Genomic DNA, 16,052 nt, shown 5'->3' with positions numbered 1-16,052 from the left:
TTTTCTTTTGCCCCCGAAGAAGATATGAGCAACGTCGATCCGGCCGAATTGCAGAAATTCAGCGAGCTGGCCCATCGCTGGTGGGATCCGAACTCCGAATTCAAGCCATTGCATGAAATCAATCCGCTGCGACTCGACTGGATTGCATCGCTGGCAGGCGGACTTGCCGGCAAGCGCGTCGTCGATATCGGCTGCGGCGGCGGAATTCTTGCCGAATCGATTGCGCGCGCCGGCGCCACGACCGTCGGCATCGATCTGGCGCGCAAGCCGCTCAAGATCGCGCGACTGCACAGTCTCGAATCGGGGATTTCGGTCGATTACCGCGAGATTTCGGCCGAGGAACTAGCGGCTGCCGAGCCCGCCAGTTTCGATGTGGTGACCTGCATGGAAATGCTCGAGCATGTGCCCTCGCCGGCTGCGGTGGTCGAGGCCTGCGCCCGCCTGGTCAAGCCGGGCGGCAAGGTGTTCTTCTCCACGCTCAACCGCAATCCCAAGAGCTATCTGTTCGCCATCGTTGGCGCCGAATACCTGCTGCGCCTGCTGCCCGCCGGCACCCACGAATACCAACGCTTCATCAAGCCGTCGGAGCTGACCGGCTATGCCCGCGCCGCCGGGCTCGACGTGATCGCCAGCATCGGGCTGCACTACAACCCGCTGTCGCGCGTGTATTCGCTCGGCAAGTCGCTCGACGTGAATTACCTGCTCGCCTGCACCCGGCCATGACGCTGCGCTTTCGTGCCGTGCTGTTCGATCTGGACGGAACGCTGGTCGATTCGGCGCCCGATCTGGCCGGCGCCGCCAACCGGCTGCGGATTGCGCGCGATCTGCCGCCGCTGCCGCTCGCCGTGCTGCGCCCCTGGGCCTCGCATGGCGCGCGCGGGCTGATCGGCGCCGCGCTCGGCGTGCGCCCCGACGACAGCGGCTATGCCGAGCTCCAGCGCGAATTTCTCGACCATTACTCGGGCGCACTCGCGGTGGAATCGAGCGTGTTTGCCGGCGTCGATGCGCTGCTCGCGCAGCTTGAGCAGGCCGGCGTGGCCTGGGGCGTGGTCACCAACAAGGCCACCCGCTTCGCGCTGCCGCTGATGACCGCGCTCGGGCTGCATGCGCGCGCCGGCGTGATCGTGGCCGGCGACACGCTCACCGTGGCCAAGCCGCATCCCGAGCCGCTGCTGCATGCCGCCAGCCAGCTCGGCATTGCAGCGGCGGACTGCGCCTACATCGGCGATGACGAGCGCGACATCGTGGCCGGCCGCGCCGCCGGAATGGCGACGATTGCCGCCGCCTACGGTTATTGCTCGGAAACCGATCCGGCCGAGTGGAAACCCGACGCCATCATTCGCGCACCGGGCGAATTGATTGCCGCGCTTGCCAATCTCGGCCATTGAGAATGAAGCGGCATGGCGATTGCCGTGCTAATCTTCGATTCCCTCTGGGGGCGACCTGGTTTCGACGAGGGTTGCGAAGCAGCGCAGGGCATACCGAGCACCAGTAAGCTCGTAAATCCACTGGAAATTAGTAACTGCGAACGACGAACGTTTCGCCCTCGCCGCTTAATTGCCGGTGAGCCTCACAGCAGTTCGCCTTCGGGCTGTGCCGGGTAAAACCGGTGGTGGGGTCATATTACGAAGGCTAAGGCTGGATCAGGTTGCGGGGTCCGGTTCGAAAATTTAGCGACTCGCTCGTACGGATCGTGCCACTTCGAGACGGCCGGGCTAAATCAAACAAGCTGGCTAAGTATGTAGAACTGTCTGTAGAGGACTTTCGGACGCGGGTTCGATTCCCGCCGCCTCCACCAGATTCAGCACCGCTGCAAAACTTCAGACGGCCACCTCGCAAGGGTGGCCGTTTTTTTTTCGCCGCCGACACTGCAAGCGTCGGGCAGCGATTGACGCGAATTGGGCGAAACCGCCCGCAGCGGCAAACGGCAAATGCCGGCGAAATGAATTTCCAGCTGCAGGCATTCGCCGCCGGGCATTGCACGAATCGATTGCAGCCCCGGGGCATCGCCAGCGAAGCGGCACCGGTAGCGCCGGACCGCCAGCCGCCCGCCTCACTTGGTCGGCACCGCCACCCACCAGTCGTTGAACTTGGGCTCGTTGACGGTACCGATGCTGCGCAGGTAGAGCGCGATGTTGGTGATGTCGGTCGCGGTCACATAGCCCCGGTAGGAGCGCATGCCGCCGTCCTCGCCCTTGAGCAGCGCCTCGGCCACATCGCCGCGCTCGGCATGGACGATGTTCGGCCCCATCCCGCCGGTCGCGCCCATGCCGTGGCAGGAGTAGCAGTTGAGCTTGAGATAGGCGCGACGGCCCTCGCCGGCCTGGCTGAGCTTGGCGCGCTGGGCCGATTGCGCCGCCGCGTCGGCGGGCGGCGCGGCATAGCTCGGCGCAGGCGCTGCAACGGCCGGCGGAATGGCGATGGCCTGCGGCGTGGCGGCCCAGCGCTCCTCGGCCTGGGCAGCGACGGTCATGACGCTTGCCGCCAGCAGCGCGGCGATCCGGTTCATCGGCTGGTTCATTTCACTTTCCTTCGGTGTCGTTGGCCGCGAGCAGCGGAATGCCGTAGTCGCGCAGGAGCGCATCGATTTCCGGGCGATGCCGGTCGAGCGCGGCTTGCAGTTCGGCCAGCAGCGCGGTGTCGCCGCGCCGCACGCCGAGCGCCATGTCGAAACTGGCGCGCTGGCCCGGGTCGAGCGGATCGGCCGGCACCGGCGCGAGCGCCAGCCGATCGCCGTGGCGCCGGGCAAACCAGCCCGCGAACGGGCCCCAGACGATGGCCACGTCGATCTCGCCGCTGGCCACCGCATCGACGATGCGGCCCTGCGGATCGACCTCGTTCTCGCCGGCCCACATCGGGTAGCCGGTGATGTGCTGCACCAGTCCGCGCCGCGCCAGCGCCATCGCCGGCGGCGTGTTGCCGCCCTCGGCGCCGACCGCCTGCAGGCCGATGCGCAGCTCGCGCAGCGCCGGATCGTCGAAGCCGGCGAGCGCCAGACCGCGCTCGCGCGCAGTCACGAACACATAGCTCGACGCGTAGTACGGCCGCGTCAGCAGCAGCCCGCGCAGGCCGACCGGCGCGCCGATCACCACATCGCAGCGCCCGGCATCGAGCGTGCGACGCAGAAAGCCGCGCCGTTGCAGATTCCAGGCATAGCGCAGCCGGGCGTGCAGATCGTCGGCGAGCAGCCGGGCGATGCGGTTCTCGAAGCCTTCGCCGCGGTCGTTGGAGTAAGGCAGGTTGGCCGGATCGGCGCAGACCGCCAGCTCGCGCTGGGGCTCGGGCCGGCCGGCGGCGGTCGCAGCGGCCGAGGCGGCCTCGGCATTGCCGCTGCCCAGGCCGGCGGCCAGCGCCGCCAGTGCCGCCAGCAGCCCGGCCGTCACGCGCCGGGCCAGCTGGCCATGCATCGCAAGGCCGCCGCTCATGGCAGCCGGAATACGTGGAGCATGCCGCTCGTCACCGTGCTCGCCGAGCTGGCCTTGGCGATCGGCAGCCTGGCGCTGGCGCGTGCCATCGGTGCCGCATCCGACGAGGCCGTGGCGCCGGCCGGACAGGTGCCGCCGGCAAAGCCGCCCGCCATCCAGCCCACGCCGGTGTACACCGCCACCCGCTGCTTGCCGTCGGGCCCGGTGTAGCTGATCGGATTGCCGACGATGCCGCACTCCAGCTGCTTCTTGAACAGCAGCTCGCCAGTCGTGGCGTTGACCGCCTTGAACCAGCGGTCGAGCGTGCCGTAGAACACCACGTCGCCGGCGGTGGCCAGCGTGCCGGCATACAGCGGCAGCGGTTCGTCGACGCTCCAGGCGCGCTTGCCGGTCGCCGCATCCCAGGCGATCAGCTCGCCCATCTTGCCGCCCGAGCCGGGCAGGATGTCGAGGTCGGCGCCCCAGAACGGCGTGCCCGCGATGTACAGCGTCTTCAGCGGCTCGTAGTTCATGCACAGGTTGATCGCCGGCACATAGAACAGCCCGGTGCGCGGCGAGTAGGACGCCGGCTCGAAGTCCTTGACGCCCAGCGCCGACGGGCAGATGCCCTGGGTGATGTCGCCCTGATGCGTGGCCATGCCCGGATTCACCGCCGGCACGCCGGTCTTCAGGTCGATGTGATCGGCCCAGGTCACCTCGCCGAACTTGTTGGCATTGATGACCTCGCCGGTAGCGCGATCCATCGTGTAGGCGAAGCCGTTCTTGTTGAAATGGACGATGACCTTGCGCGCCCGGCCGTCGATGGTCATGTCGGCCACGATGCTCTCGTTGACCGCGTCGTAATCCCAGCCGTCATGTGGCGTGAGCTGATAGGCCCAGACCGCCGCGCCGGTATCGGCATTGCGCGCAAAGATCGACGCGCCCCACTTGTTGTCGCCGGGGCGCATGTCCGGATTCCACACGCCCGGATTGCCGGTGCCGTAGTAGACGAGATTGAGGCCCGGGTCGTAGCTGAACCAGGCCCACGAGGTGCTGCCGCCCTGCTGCCACATGCGGTCGGGCCAGCTGGTCGCGCCCAGATCCGTGCCCCGGTCCTTGGCATAGAAGGCCTTGAAGTCGGCGCCGATCAGCACATCGGCATCGGGGCCGGTGTTGAAGGCCTTCCACACCGGCTTGCCGGTCTTCAGGCTCAGCGCCTGGACCCAGCCGCGCACGCCCAGCTCGCCGCCGGCATTGCCGACGATGACCTTGCCCTTGGCCACGATGGGCGCGCCGGTCAGCGTCTCGCCGCTGGCCGGATCGCCAAGCTTGGTGCGCCAGACCTGCTTGCCGGTGATGGCGTTGACCGCCACGGTCGAGCCGTCGAGCAGGTTGTAGACGACCTTGCCGTCGGCATACACGGCGCCGCGATTGACCACGTCGCAGCAGGCCACGCCGCGCGCGAATTCATCCACCTTGGGGCTGAAGGTCCAGAGCTTGACGCCCGGATTGCTCAGGTCGAGCGCGATCAGCCGGTTGGGATAGGGCGTGACGATGTACATGCGGCTGCCCACCACCAGCGGCTGGCCCTGGTGCGACGCCTTGACGCCGGTGGCGAACGAAAACTCCTCGACCAGCTTGCCGGCATTGGCCGGCGTGATGTCGTTGAGTGAGCTGTAGCGCGTGGCCTGGGCCGTGCCCGACGGCGTGGACCAGTCGGCGCCCGCGCCGACCACCTGGGCCTGGGCCAGCGCCGGCAGCGCCGTCGTCAGCGCCAGCAGCAGGCTTGCGCCGCGCCACGAAGCGCGCGGCGATTGCAGACGAGATTGCTGGGTAATTGCTCTTGTGACCTTCATGCCGACCTCCGTGGTGAATCCGTCACGAAAGAATGTGCTTTTTTCACATTCTATTCAATAGGACGAATTACTCGGGAATTTCTGCATTATTTCCGGAGTCCGTCCGGCCTTGCCTGACACCGCCCTGCCGTTCGGGCTGGCCTGCCTGGCGCGCGCACTACAGTTCGCCATCGCCCCCTGAATGCAGCCGCTCATGCCCGACGACCTCGACCGCATCGCCGATCTCACCCTCGCCCACTACAACAGCAATGCGCGCGAGTTCTGGATCGGCACCCGCGACCATGACGTGCGCCAGAACACCGACGCCTTCCTGCGCCATCTGGTCGGCGTGCCGCCGCTGGCGCTGCTCGATCTGGGCTGCGGCCCGGGCCGCGATCTCAAGACCTTTGTCGACGCCGGCCATGCGCCGGTCGGGCTCGACGGCGCGGAGCGCTTCGTGACGATGGCGCGCGCCCATGCTGGCTGCGAGGTCTGGCAGCAGAACCTGCTCGCGCTCGATCTGCCGCCGGCGCGCTTCGACGGCGTGTTCGCCAATGCCTCGCTGTTCCATGTGCCGAGCGCCGAGCTGCCGCGCGTGCTGCGGCAACTGCATGCCACGCTCAAGCCGGGCGGCGTGCTGTTCACCTCCAACCCGCGCGGCAACGGGCAGGAAGGCTGGCAGGCCGGGCGCTACGGCGCCTTCCACGATCTCGAAAGCTGGCGCGGGTTTCTGACGACGGCCGGCTTCGACGAGCTGGAGCACTACTACCGCCCGCCCGGCCTGCCGCTGGCGCAGCAGCCCTGGCTGGCCAGCGTCTGGCGGCGCCGCGAGCCGGGCTGAACGCGCGCCGCTGCAAACCCTTGCAGCCCGGCGTTACCAAATGCATAGCCGCCGCCTGGCGCGCAGGCTCGGCCCAAGGGCGCGGCTGGCCGGCATCCGCCGGCGTCGTCGGCGCTCCGCAAGGAGAGATCGATGAAGGCAGTCGTCTACCAGGGCCCGGGCGAAAAGGCATTGCTCGACCGGCCCAGGCCGGTCATCCGCGCGGCCACCGATGCGGTCGTGCGCATCACGCGCACCACCATCTGCGGCACCGATCTGCACATCCTCAAGGGCGATGTGCCCAGCTGCCTGCCCGGCACCACGCTCGGCCATGAAGGCGTCGGCATCGTCGACAGCGTGGGCAGCGGCGTCAGCGCCTTCAAGCCCGGCGACGCGGTGCTCATCTCCTGCATCACCGCCTGCGGCCGCTGCGACTACTGCAAGCGCGGCATGTATTCGCATTGCGCGGACGGTGGCTGGATTCTCGGCAACAGCATCGACGGCACCCAGGCCGAATACGTGCGCATTCCGCATGCCGACACCAGCCTGCACCGCATCCCGGCCGGCATGGACGAGGAGGCGCTGGTCATGCTCAGCGACATCCTGCCCACGGGCTATGAATGCGGCGTGCTCAACGGCAAGGTCACGCCCGGATGCAGCGTGGCCATCGTCGGCGCCGGGCCGATCGGGCTGGCCGCGCTGCTGACGGCGCAGTTCTTTGCGCCGGCGCAGATCGTCATGGTCGATCTGGACGAGAACCGGCTGGCAGTCGCCAGGACCTTTGGCGCGACCGCCGTGGTGGACAGCGGCAAGACCGATGCCGCCGCTGCCGTGCGTGCGCTGACCGGCGGCGTGGGCGTGGACGTGGCCATCGAGGCGGTCGGCATCGCAGCCACCTTCGAGCTGTGCCAGGAAATCATCGCGCCGGGCGGGACCATCGCCAACGTGGGCGTGCACGGGCACAAGGTCGATCTGCACCTCGAAAAGCTCTGGTCGCAGAACATCACCATCACCACGCGGCTGGTCGATACCGTGACCACGCCGATGCTGTTGCGCAGCGTGGGCGCCGGCAAGCTCGATCCGGCGCGGCTCATCACCCATCGCTTCAAGCTGGCCGATGCGCTCGCCGCCTACGACTGCTTCGGCAAGGCGGCGAGCACGCAGGCGCTCAAGGTCATCATCGAGGCTTAGCGCGGGCGGCCTGCTTCGGTGGCCGCCTTCACCTCGTCGAGCCGGCCGGTCTTCACGTCGTAGATGAAGCCGTAGATCGGAATTTCGGGCGCGATCAGCGGATGGCTGCGGATGCGCTGCACATCTTCGACGACGGCCTTTTCCGGGTCGCCGATGGTGAGCCAGCGCACATAGCGGCCGGCCGACGAGCCGGGGCCGGCACCGCTGTCGTGCCAGCCGTCGGCGTCGATGGCGGCGGTGTCGAGGCTGCTTTCGAGCAGGCCGGAAATGATGTCGTCGGTGAACAGCCGCATGCCGCAGTCGCCGTGATGGATCACGAAGTACTCGGCGGTGCCGAGCAGCTTGTGCGAGATCACGAGCGAGCGGATGGCGTCGTCGCTGGCGCGGCCACCGGCATTGCGGATGACATGCGCATCGCCTTCCGCGAGGCCGGCGTACTTGGCCGGATCGAGCCGCGCATCCATGCAGGTGAGGATGGCGAAGTGGCGTGCCGGCGGCAGCGGCAGTTCGCTCTTGGCGCCGAAGTCGGCGGCGTAGCGCTCATTGGCGGCGAGCACTTCGGAAAGAATCGTCATGGCGCGGGCTCCTGGACAGTTGGGGAGGCCACGCTAGGGCGCGCGGCGGCGGTCACTTGGAATCCTTGCGCGTTTGCTTATGCGTCGCGCCAGTCTCAACTCGGCCGGCGCTCGCGCCCCGGCTGCATCGATGCCGGCAGCCAGCGCCCGTCGCGCCGCTCGGGCGCGGCCGGCGTGCCGTCGGCAGGGCGCAGACGCTCGTCGCGCGGCTCGGCCCTGGCGGCGCGGTCGGGCGAGGCGATCAGCCCGGTCAGCGCCAGCACGCCGATCACCAGCAGCGACGACAGCAGGCAGAGCGCCAGCGCAATGCCGGTGCCGAGCGGCTCGCCGGTCAGCGGCAGGCCGCCGGTATTCATGCCGAACACGCCCACCACGATGGTCGGCGGCCCGAGCGCGGCAGTGAGGATCGACAGCACGTAGAGCTGGCGATTGGTCTGCGCCGTGAGCTGGTCCGACGCCTCTTCCTGCAGCAGCCGCGCGCGCTCGCCGAGCGACAGGCACAGCTCGTCGAGCGCATGCAGATGCTGGAGCAGCGAGCCGAAGTCGGCCCAGTGGTCCACGCCGGGTGCCGCGCCGCCCGGCAGCGCGGGCGCGAGCCGGCCGGTTTCCTCGCGCACTTCCTGGTCGACCCGGCCGTGCAGCCGCAGCAGCGCGGCCAGCTCGCGATGCAGCCGCACCAGCGCATGGCGCATGCGCAGGATGCGGCCGCGCTCGATGGCGCCGGCTTCGGTCAGCAGCTGATCCTCGATGCGGTCGAGCGCGCTCGAAAGCTCGTCGAGCCGACGCTCATGCTCGACCGTGCCGAGCCGCGCAAAGCTTTCGAGCAGCCGCATCGGATGCGCGCCGAGCCCGGCCGAGCGCGCCAGTTCGCGTGCCGATTCGACCGATTGCAGATGCAGCCGGCGTCCGGTCAGCAGCACCGTCGGGCTCACGACGATGTGCAGCAGGCCGTGCTCGTCGCTGCTGGCGCCATCGATGTCGATGACGCGGTCGCGCAGGCTGCCGTGCACCAGCCCTTGCGTGAAATGCAGCTCGGCCATGTCGCCGGGGCGCAGAAAGCTGTCGAGCAGCGGCGCCGGCACCGCGCCGCCGGGCCGCTCGCGGCCGACCAGCCGCGCCAGCGTGGCCGGCGCGCGCCGGTCCGACAGATCGAAATGCAGCCAGACCCAGGCGCCGTCGGCCACGCTGGCCGGATTGGCGAGCCAGTCGGCCAGCTCGACCGGATCGGCCTGCTCGCACAACTCGCCCTTGACCGCCCAGGCCCAGACCAGCCCCGGCGCGGGGTCGAGCAGGCCGAGCGTGCCGGGCACGGCCTGCCGCCCTGCCCGTCCACTGCCCTGTGCTGCGGCCTCAGCCGCCAAGCGCCATCTCCGGCACCTGCGCCGGCACGATGAGCGGCGCGCCGGTCGCGGCGATCACCTCGGCCACGCTCACGCCGGACGCGGTCTCGTGCAGCAGCAGGCCGTCGGCGGTGGGCTCGATGACCGCCAGCTCGGTCACGATCAGATCGACGCGCCGCGTGGCGGTGAGCGGCAGTTCGCAGCGCTCGACGATCTTGGGCCTGCCCTTGGCGGTGTGCGTCATGGCGACGATCACGCGGCGCGCGCCGGCCACCAGATCCATCGCGCCGCCCATGCCGGGCGCCATCTTGCCGGGGATCATCCAGTTGGCGAGCCGGCCGCGCGCATCGACCTGGAGCCCGCCGAGCACGGTCATGTCGAGATGGCCGCCGCGGATCAGCCCGAAGGACATCGTGCTGTCGATGCGCGCCGCGCCCGGCACGGCGGTGACAAAGCCGCCGCCAGCGTCGGTGAGGTCATCGTCCTCCATGCCCTCGGGCGGCCGCGCGCCCAAGCCGACGATGCCGTTCTCGGCCTGCAAGTACACGCCCAGGCCCGGCGGCAGATAGTTGGCCACCAGCGTCGGCATGCCGATGCCGAGGTTGACCAGCATGCCGGGGCCGATTTCCTGCGCCACGCGGCGCGCGATCAGTTCAGTCGGATTCATCGTCATGCCGGTCTCCGTTGAAGTTGCGCGTCAGGCGCCATGCGCCACGGCCACCAGGTGATCGACCAGCACGCCCGGCGTGTCGACCGCGTCGGGCGGGATCATGCCGATGGGCAGGATCTCGCGCGCCTCGCAGATGACGACCTTGCCCGCCATCGCCATCACCGGGTTGAAGTTGGTCGACGTGAGCTGATAGGCCAGATTGCCGGCGTAGTCGGCCTGGTTGGCATGGATGAGCGCGAAGTCGGCATGCAGCGGCCGCTCCAGCAGCCAGGTTTCGCCGTCGATGTCCACCGTCTGCTTGCCCTCGGCCGCCAGCGTGCCGATGCCGGTCCTGACCAGCGCGCCGCCCAGGCCGTAACCGGCGGCGCGGATGCGCTCGGCGAGCGTGCCCTGCGGCACCAGTTCCACCTCGAGCTCGCCGGCAAACATCTTCTGCTGGGTCTCGGGATTGAGGCCGATGTGCGAGGTGATCACGCGCCGCAGCTGGCCACTGCGCACCAGCTTGCCGATGCCCACGCCGGGTCGCGCGGTGTCGTTGGCGATCACGGTCAGGTCGCGCGTGCCCTGGGCCACGAGCGCGTCGATCACGCGGTGCGGCGAGCCCACGCCCATGAAGCCGCCGATCATCAGCACGGCGCCGTCGGGAATGTGGGCAACGGCGGCTTGCACCGAAATGGCGGTCTTCATGCGCGCGCTCCGGCTGCGAGGTTGAGGTTCATGCGCGGGCGCCTTCGAAGGCGACTTCGAGCGTGTGGCGGGCAATCATCCCTTCCTCGTCGGTCGGGATGCGCAGGCAGAGCACGCGCGAGCGGGTGGAGGAAATGACGGTGTCGCCGGCACGGTTGCGCGCCTCGTCCAGCTCGATGCCGAGCCAGGCCATGCCTTGCAGCACGCGGGCGCGGATGCGCGCCGAGTTCTCGCCGATGCCGCCGGTGAACACCACGGCGTCGAGCCCTTCGAGCGCGGCGGCCAGGCCGCCGATCTCGCGCTTGATGCGGAACACGAAGTAGTCGATGGCCTCGTCGGCCTCGCGCGTGCCGGCCGCTTCGAGCGTGCGCATGTCGTGCGACAGCCCGCCCGACAGGCCCTTGAGGCCGGAGCGCTTGTAGAGCAGCTCGGCGATCTGCTCGGGCCGCATGCCTTCGTGCTGCATCAGATAAAGCAGCACGCCGGGATCGAGCTGGCCGCAGCGCGTGCCCATCGGCAGGCCGTCGAGCGCCGAGAAGCCCATCGTCGAGGCTACCGAGCGGCCATCGCGCATCGCGCACATCGACGCGCCATTGCCCAGATGCGCGACCAGCACCCGCCCGGCCACATGCATCGGAAAGCTCTCGCGCAGCCTGAGCGCGATGTACTCGTAGGACAGGCCGTGAAAGCCGTAGCGCCGCACGCCGGCGTCGTACAGCTCGCGCGGCAGCGCAAACGTGTCGTTGACGAACGGATGGTCGCGGTGGAAGGCGGTGTCGAAGCAGGCCACCTGCGGCACCCGGCCAAACGCGGCGCGCGCGGCCGCCACGCCGGCCAGGTTGTGCGGCTGATGCAGCGGCGCCAGCGGCTCAAGCTGGGCGAGCCGGTTCACCACGTCGTCGTCGATGAGCACCGGCGCGGCATAGGCCAGCCCGCCGTGCACCACGCGATGGCCGACCGCCACCACATCGAGGCCGGGCTGCTTCTGCGCCAGCCAGGCAATGATCCAGGTGAGCGCATCGGCATGGTCGATCGGGCCGTGGCCGTCCTGCCAGGCGTGATGCTCGTCGATGCGGCCATCGACGCTGTGCGCATGGAAGGCGGCGGTCGCGCCGATGCCCTCGATCTGGCCGACGATGCCGAGCTGCGGGCCGTCGGCCGCAAACAGCGCGAACTTGATCGACGACGAGCCGGCATTGAGCGTGAGCAGGCTGGCGCCATCGCGGCGGCGCGCGGCGGCGGCTGTCGGCGGCGCGATGCGGGCGCTGAGCAGCGCGGCGGTGCTCATTGCGCCAGCCCTTCGGTCAGCGGCGCCACGGCGGCCAGCGCCGGCACCGGCCGGCCTTCGCGGCGGAAAAAGTCGTACAGCTGGGCCAGCGCGCAGGAGGCGAGCCGGGCCTGGTCGTCGTCGGCGCGGCTGGTCAGCATCACCGGCACGCGGGCGCCGGTGACCAGCCCGGCCGAGCGCGCATGCGACACGAAGGTGAGCTGCTTGGCCAGCATGTTGCCGGCTTCGAGATTGGGCACCACCAGCACCTGGGCCGCGCCGGCCACCGGCGACACCAGCTTCTTGGTGCGTGCGGCGCCGGCGTCGATGGCGTTGTCCATCGCGAGCGGGCCGTCGACGATGCCGCCCGAAATCTGGCCGCGATCCGCCATCTTGGCCAGGATCGCCGCGTCCATCGACGACGGGATGTTCAGGCTCACGGTTTCCACCGCCGACAGCACCGCCACGCGCGGCAGCACCAGGCCGCAGGCGCGCGCCAGATCGATGGCGTTCTGCGTGATGTCGGCCTTGGTGGCGAGATCGGGCGCCACGTTGATCGCGGCGTCGGTGATGAACAGCGGCTCGGCCAGCGTGCCCACGTCGAGCACGAACACATGCGAGATGCGCCGGCCCGAGCGCAGGCCGCCGTCCTTCTTGACCACCTGGCCGAGCAGCTCGTCGGAGTGGATGTTGCCTTTCATGATCGCGCGCACGCCGTGCTCGTGCACCAGCCGCACCGCATGCGCGGCGGCCTGCGCATGGTCGGCGATGTCGACGATGGCGAGGTCGCCGAGGCTCACGTCCAGCTCGCGCGCGGCGGCCTCGATGCGGCGCAGATCGCCGATCAGCAGCGGCTCGATCAGGCCGCGCGCATGCGCGAGCAAGGCGCCGCCGAGCGAGTTGGCATCGTCGGGGCAGACCACGGCGGTCGGCATGGGCGGCAGGCTGGCGGCGGCGGCGATCAGCCGCTCGAAATGCTGATGCCGGTCGAGCAGCAGCGCCGGCAGTTCGTGCGCCGACCTGAGCACGCGCAGCAGCGGCGCATCGACCACGGCCTGACCTTCGGCCAGCAGCTCGCCATCGCTGCGGCTGATGGCGGTGGCGAACAGCACGCGCGGCCGTTCGAGCTTGTCGAGCACCTGCACCGTGATGCGCAGCCGGTCGCCGACCCGGGCGCGCGCCACGAAGTCGAGCTGCTGCGAGCGGTAGAGCGTGCCGGCGCCGGGCAGCACGCTGCCCAGCACGCCCGACACCAGCGCGCCCAGCCACATCGACGGCGCCACGGTGTCGATGACGCCGTCGCCATCGATGTCGGTATCGGGCATGTGCAGCGGGTTCACATCGCCCGAGGCGTGGGCGAACAGATAGAGGTCGCGCGCGCTGACGCCATGCTCGACGCTGGCTTCGTCGCCGACGGCCAGCTCGTCCCAGGTGCGGTTGGGGCGGGTGTCGACCGGTGCGTTCATTGCTCGTCCTCGAATTCATCCAGGCCGGCGACCAGCTCGCGCGCCTGATCGATCCAGCCTTCGCGCAGCACGCGACCGCGCGCTTCGAGCTTGAGGTCGAGCCAGGCCACCTCGGCCGGTTGCAGCGCGGCGAGCTGGGCGAACTGGGTGATGCCCAGCTCGGCGAGCTTGTCGGCCATGCGCGGACCCACGCCGCGCAGCGCCTTGAGGTCGTCGGGCGCGCCGACGGCCACCAGCAGGCTGGGCGCGCGCGGCGTGGCGGCGGCATTGGCGTCATCGGCGGCGGCAGCGGGCTGGGCCGGCAGCGGCGCCGGCAGGGACGCGGTCTGGCTGTACGCGGCGGCGGCGCGCTCCAGCGGCATGGCGGCGATGGCCGGTGCCGGCAGCGGCGCGGCGGCCTGGGCCAGCAGCGCATCGGTCTCGCGCGCGACCGCGCCGGCCAGTTCGGTGGCGGCGTCGGCGCTCATGCCCAGCATCGCCTCGAAGCGCTCCAGCAGAACCTGGGCCGCCGGATGCATCTGCTCGCGCGGGCCGGCGATGGCCAGCAGCGTGGCCAGCGCATCGCGGCGCTCCTCGGGCGTGTCGAGCAGCAGCGGCAGCGTGGCCAGCGCCTGTTCGGGCTCGAAATCGACCGCGATCGACTGCTCGTGCACCAGCCGCGCCAGCGCCTGCTCGTCAAAGCCGGCCAGCAGCGGCGAGTTGCGGAAGGCCAGCACCTCGCGCTCCAGCCGCGAGCGGCGTTCATAGCCGCGCGCCCGCGCCAGCAGGCTCAGCATGCGCACCGTGCCTTCGGCCGCGCCGCCCACGCTCATCTGGGCCAGCGCGGCGCGCACCACCGGCAGCGCGCGCACATCCTGTTCGCGGCGCTGTTCGGCGCTGTCGAGCAGCGAGCGGCCTATCTGCTTGACCGCCGGCGTGCCCCAGAGGCTGTGGAACAGCGTCTCGCGCCAGCCGTCGCGCCAGTCGCGGAACAGGTTGAGCTGGTTCTCGATGCCGTCGGCCAGCAGATGCTCGAAGGCCAGGAAGGGGTTGTCGGCCGACACCGGCTGGCGCTGTTCGCGCACCGCCTCGGCCAGCGGCGCCACCGGCGCCAGCAGCGGATTGCGGTCCGACCACAGCACATTGCGCAGTCGCGGCAGCGCCAGTTCGCGCGCGGCGGCGGCGGCCTCGGGCGTGACCGCCGCCTTGACGAAGGGCCGCGCGGTCAGGTCGTAGATTTCGGTCGCCAGCTCGGACAGTCGCGCCACCGAGGCGAACAGCGCCTCGTCCTCGCGGCCGTCGTCCACCTGCAGGATGTCGGCGATGTCACGCGGCTCGTAGCGCACATGCATGCGGTCCTCGCCGTCGGCCAGCACCATCTCGTACAGGCCGGGCGGCAGCGCCTCGACGGCGCGCATGGTGTCGGTGATGGCGTCGTGCTCGCGCGCGGCGATCTTGCCCGACACGAAGATGCCCAGATGGCCGATCGACTTGTGCAGCATGTAGACGATGCGCTGGCCGCGCGCCTTGATCTCGTCGGCATTGCGGTACAGGTCGGCGATCCAGTTGAGCGCCTGCTGCGGCGGCGTGATGTTGTCGCCGTGCGAGGCAAACACGATCACCGGCGCGGTGATGCGGCGCAGGTCGATGCGCTCGTCGCCGAGCCGCGCCTCGCCGCGCGCGAGCCGGTTGCCGACAAACAGGTTCTCGACGATCCAGCGGATCTCGGCCTCGTTCATCAAAAAGAAGCCGCCCCACCAGCGCTCGAATTCCAGAAACCGCGGCGCCTCGGTATCGACGGCGGAATACAGGTTGTAGAGCTTGCGGAACAGCGAGTTGGCCGGGTTCAGGCTCTCGAAATTGCTGACCAGCGCCGAGCCGTCGAACACGCCGGCGCCCAGATCCGACGCCAGCACCGCCGGCAGCGCGCCGCCGAACAGGCCGCCCATGTAGCGCATCGGGTTCTCGCCCACGCGGCCGGCCCAGTAGGACATGGGCGCGCCGTTGATGACCACCGCGCCGACCAGCTCGGGCGCCGAGGCGGCCAGCAGCATCGTGGCCCAGCCGCCCTGGCAATTGCCGATGACCGCCGGATGCGGCGCGCCCGGATGGCGCCGGCCGATCTCGCGCAGGAACTCGATCTCGGCATCGCGCACATCGGCCAGCGTCTGGCCCGGCTCGGGCACCGGGCGGAAGGCCACGAAGTACACCGGATGGCCGTCGGCAAACGCTTCGCCGACCTGGCTCTCGGCCTTGAAGCCGCCGATGCCGGCGCCGTGGCCGGCACGCGGGTCGACGATCATGAACGGCCGCTTGCCGTCGTCGACCGTGGTGCCGGCCGGCGGCCGGATGCGCAGCAGCGTGTAATTCACCGGCCGCGCCAGCGTATGGCCATCGACGATCACGTCATAGGCAAAGTCGAGCACCGGCGGCATGCCGGCGGCCTGATGCGCTGCATAGGTGTTGCCGCGCTGGCGCAGCGTGTCGGCCACCAGCGTCTGGCGCTGCATCGCGTCGGTCACATAGGCGATCCAGTCGAGGCCGAGCTGCCAGGGGCCGCGCGCCAGCAGTTGCGGCAGTCGGGCTGCGTCGGCACGGCCGCGCTGTTCGAGCGCATCGCTCTGGCGGCGGATTTCGCGGCCGAGCTTCTCGGCATGCTGCCAGGCGATGTCGCCGACGCTGCGGGCGGCACTGCGCTGGTCCATCCATTGCGCGAACGCGGCCTTGAAGCCGTCGCCGAGCTGGTCGCGCAAGGCTTCGATGGCGTCGGCCTGGAACAGGGCTTCGGTCTTCATGGTCGGGCTCCGGTCGGTTGCGG

At 69.8% G+C, this 16,052-nt stretch carries 14 protein-coding genes and 1 other RNA gene; 5 read left to right on the top strand and 10 right to left on the bottom strand.

The annotated features are described in order from the left end of the window. Nucleotides 1–24: 24 nt before the first annotated feature. The 3 genes from ubiG (at nucleotide 25) to ssrA (ending at nucleotide 1,798) form a co-directional block, all read left to right on the top strand. The gene (gene ubiG, locus B9P64_RS07345) at nucleotides 25–723 is read left to right on the top strand and encodes a bifunctional 2-polyprenyl-6-hydroxyphenol methylase/3-demethylubiquinol 3-O-methyltransferase UbiG (RefSeq protein ID WP_085315584.1); all 699 of its coding nucleotides are present in this window, start codon (nucleotides 25–27) and stop codon (nucleotides 721–723) included. After that, entirely contained in the window at nucleotides 720–1,388 is a 669-nt protein-coding gene (gph, locus tag B9P64_RS07340; RefSeq protein WP_085315582.1) for a phosphoglycolate phosphatase, read from the top strand. Before ubiG ends, gph begins: the two co-directional genes overlap by 4 nt. A gap of 46 nt (nucleotides 1,389–1,434) precedes the next feature. Beyond that, nucleotides 1,435–1,798, top strand: a transfer-messenger RNA (tmRNA) gene (gene ssrA, locus B9P64_RS07335). Between the two features lie 255 nt (nucleotides 1,799–2,053). Here ssrA and B9P64_RS07330 read toward each other — a convergent pair. The 3 genes from B9P64_RS07330 to B9P64_RS07320 are packed head-to-tail and all read right to left on the bottom strand — an operon-like array spanning nucleotide 2,054 to nucleotide 5,260. After that, the gene (locus B9P64_RS07330) at nucleotides 2,054–2,521 is read right to left on the bottom strand and encodes a c-type cytochrome (protein ID WP_085315581.1); all 468 of its coding nucleotides are present in this window, start codon (nucleotides 2,519–2,521) and stop codon (nucleotides 2,054–2,056) included. A gap of 1 nt (nucleotide 2,522) precedes the next feature. Further along, on the bottom strand, nucleotides 2,523–3,425 hold the full coding sequence (locus B9P64_RS07325) for a quinoprotein dehydrogenase-associated putative ABC transporter substrate-binding protein (protein WP_235839919.1): 903 nt from the start codon (nucleotides 3,423–3,425) through the stop codon (nucleotides 2,523–2,525). Further along, complete coding sequence (locus B9P64_RS07320) at nucleotides 3,422–5,260, bottom strand: PQQ-dependent dehydrogenase, methanol/ethanol family (RefSeq protein ID WP_085315579.1); 1,839 nt, start codon at nucleotides 5,258–5,260, stop codon at nucleotides 3,422–3,424. The genes B9P64_RS07325 and B9P64_RS07320 overlap by 4 nt, the downstream gene beginning before the upstream one ends. Before the next feature lie 181 nt (nucleotides 5,261–5,441). Here B9P64_RS07320 and B9P64_RS07315 point away from each other — a divergent pair, with 181 nt between their 5' ends. Further along, nucleotides 5,442–6,080 (top strand): class I SAM-dependent methyltransferase, encoded by a 639-nt coding sequence (locus tag B9P64_RS07315; protein ID WP_085315578.1) that lies wholly within the window; start codon nucleotides 5,442–5,444, stop codon nucleotides 6,078–6,080. Nucleotides 6,081–6,212: 132 nt separating this feature from the next. Further along, nucleotides 6,213–7,250 (top strand): zinc-dependent alcohol dehydrogenase family protein, encoded by a 1,038-nt coding sequence (locus tag B9P64_RS07310; protein ID WP_085315577.1) that lies wholly within the window; start codon nucleotides 6,213–6,215, stop codon nucleotides 7,248–7,250. Here the strand turns inward: B9P64_RS07310 and B9P64_RS07305 are convergent. From B9P64_RS07305 to B9P64_RS07275, 7 genes are all read right to left on the bottom strand, one after another. Beyond that, a complete protein-coding gene (locus B9P64_RS07305; protein WP_085315575.1) occupies nucleotides 7,247–7,825 on the bottom strand; it encodes a beta-class carbonic anhydrase in 579 nt (192 codons plus the stop codon). The genes B9P64_RS07310 and B9P64_RS07305 overlap by 4 nt on opposite strands. A 95-nt stretch (nucleotides 7,826–7,920) precedes the next feature. Then, nucleotides 7,921–9,135: a CorA family divalent cation transporter gene (locus tag B9P64_RS07300; RefSeq protein WP_176256763.1), complete on the bottom strand. Its 1,215-nt coding sequence runs from the start codon at nucleotides 9,133–9,135 to the stop codon at nucleotides 7,921–7,923. A 40-nt stretch (nucleotides 9,136–9,175) separates the two neighbouring features. Beyond that, on the bottom strand, nucleotides 9,176–9,832 hold the full coding sequence (locus B9P64_RS07295) for a 3-oxoacid CoA-transferase subunit B (RefSeq protein WP_085315995.1): 657 nt from the start codon (nucleotides 9,830–9,832) through the stop codon (nucleotides 9,176–9,178). A 30-nt stretch (nucleotides 9,833–9,862) separates the two neighbouring features. Continuing rightward, nucleotides 9,863–10,522 carry a CoA transferase subunit A gene (locus tag B9P64_RS07290; RefSeq protein WP_085315571.1) on the bottom strand — a complete coding sequence of 220 codons (660 nt, stop codon included), beginning with the start codon at nucleotides 10,520–10,522 and terminating at the stop codon, nucleotides 9,863–9,865. A 28-nt stretch (nucleotides 10,523–10,550) separates the two neighbouring features. Beyond that, on the bottom strand, nucleotides 10,551–11,810 hold the full coding sequence (locus B9P64_RS07285) for an acetate/propionate family kinase (RefSeq protein WP_085315569.1): 1,260 nt from the start codon (nucleotides 11,808–11,810) through the stop codon (nucleotides 10,551–10,553). Next, a complete protein-coding gene (locus tag B9P64_RS07280; RefSeq protein WP_085315567.1) occupies nucleotides 11,807–13,255 on the bottom strand; it encodes a bifunctional enoyl-CoA hydratase/phosphate acetyltransferase in 1,449 nt (482 codons plus the stop codon). The genes B9P64_RS07285 and B9P64_RS07280 overlap by 4 nt, the downstream gene beginning before the upstream one ends. Continuing rightward, nucleotides 13,252–16,029, bottom strand: coding sequence for a DUF3141 domain-containing protein (locus B9P64_RS07275; RefSeq protein WP_176256762.1), 2,778 nt, complete (start codon nucleotides 16,027–16,029; stop codon nucleotides 13,252–13,254). The genes B9P64_RS07280 and B9P64_RS07275 overlap by 4 nt, the downstream gene beginning before the upstream one ends. Nucleotides 16,030–16,052: the final 23 nt, after the last annotated feature.

It is taken from the genome of Derxia lacustris, from assembly GCF_002105195.1.
GTDB lineage: Bacteria > Pseudomonadota > Gammaproteobacteria > Burkholderiales > Burkholderiaceae_E > Derxia > Derxia lacustris.
The sequence above is the reverse complement of the archived record's forward strand: the minus strand, read 5'-3'. Positions and strand labels throughout refer to the sequence as shown.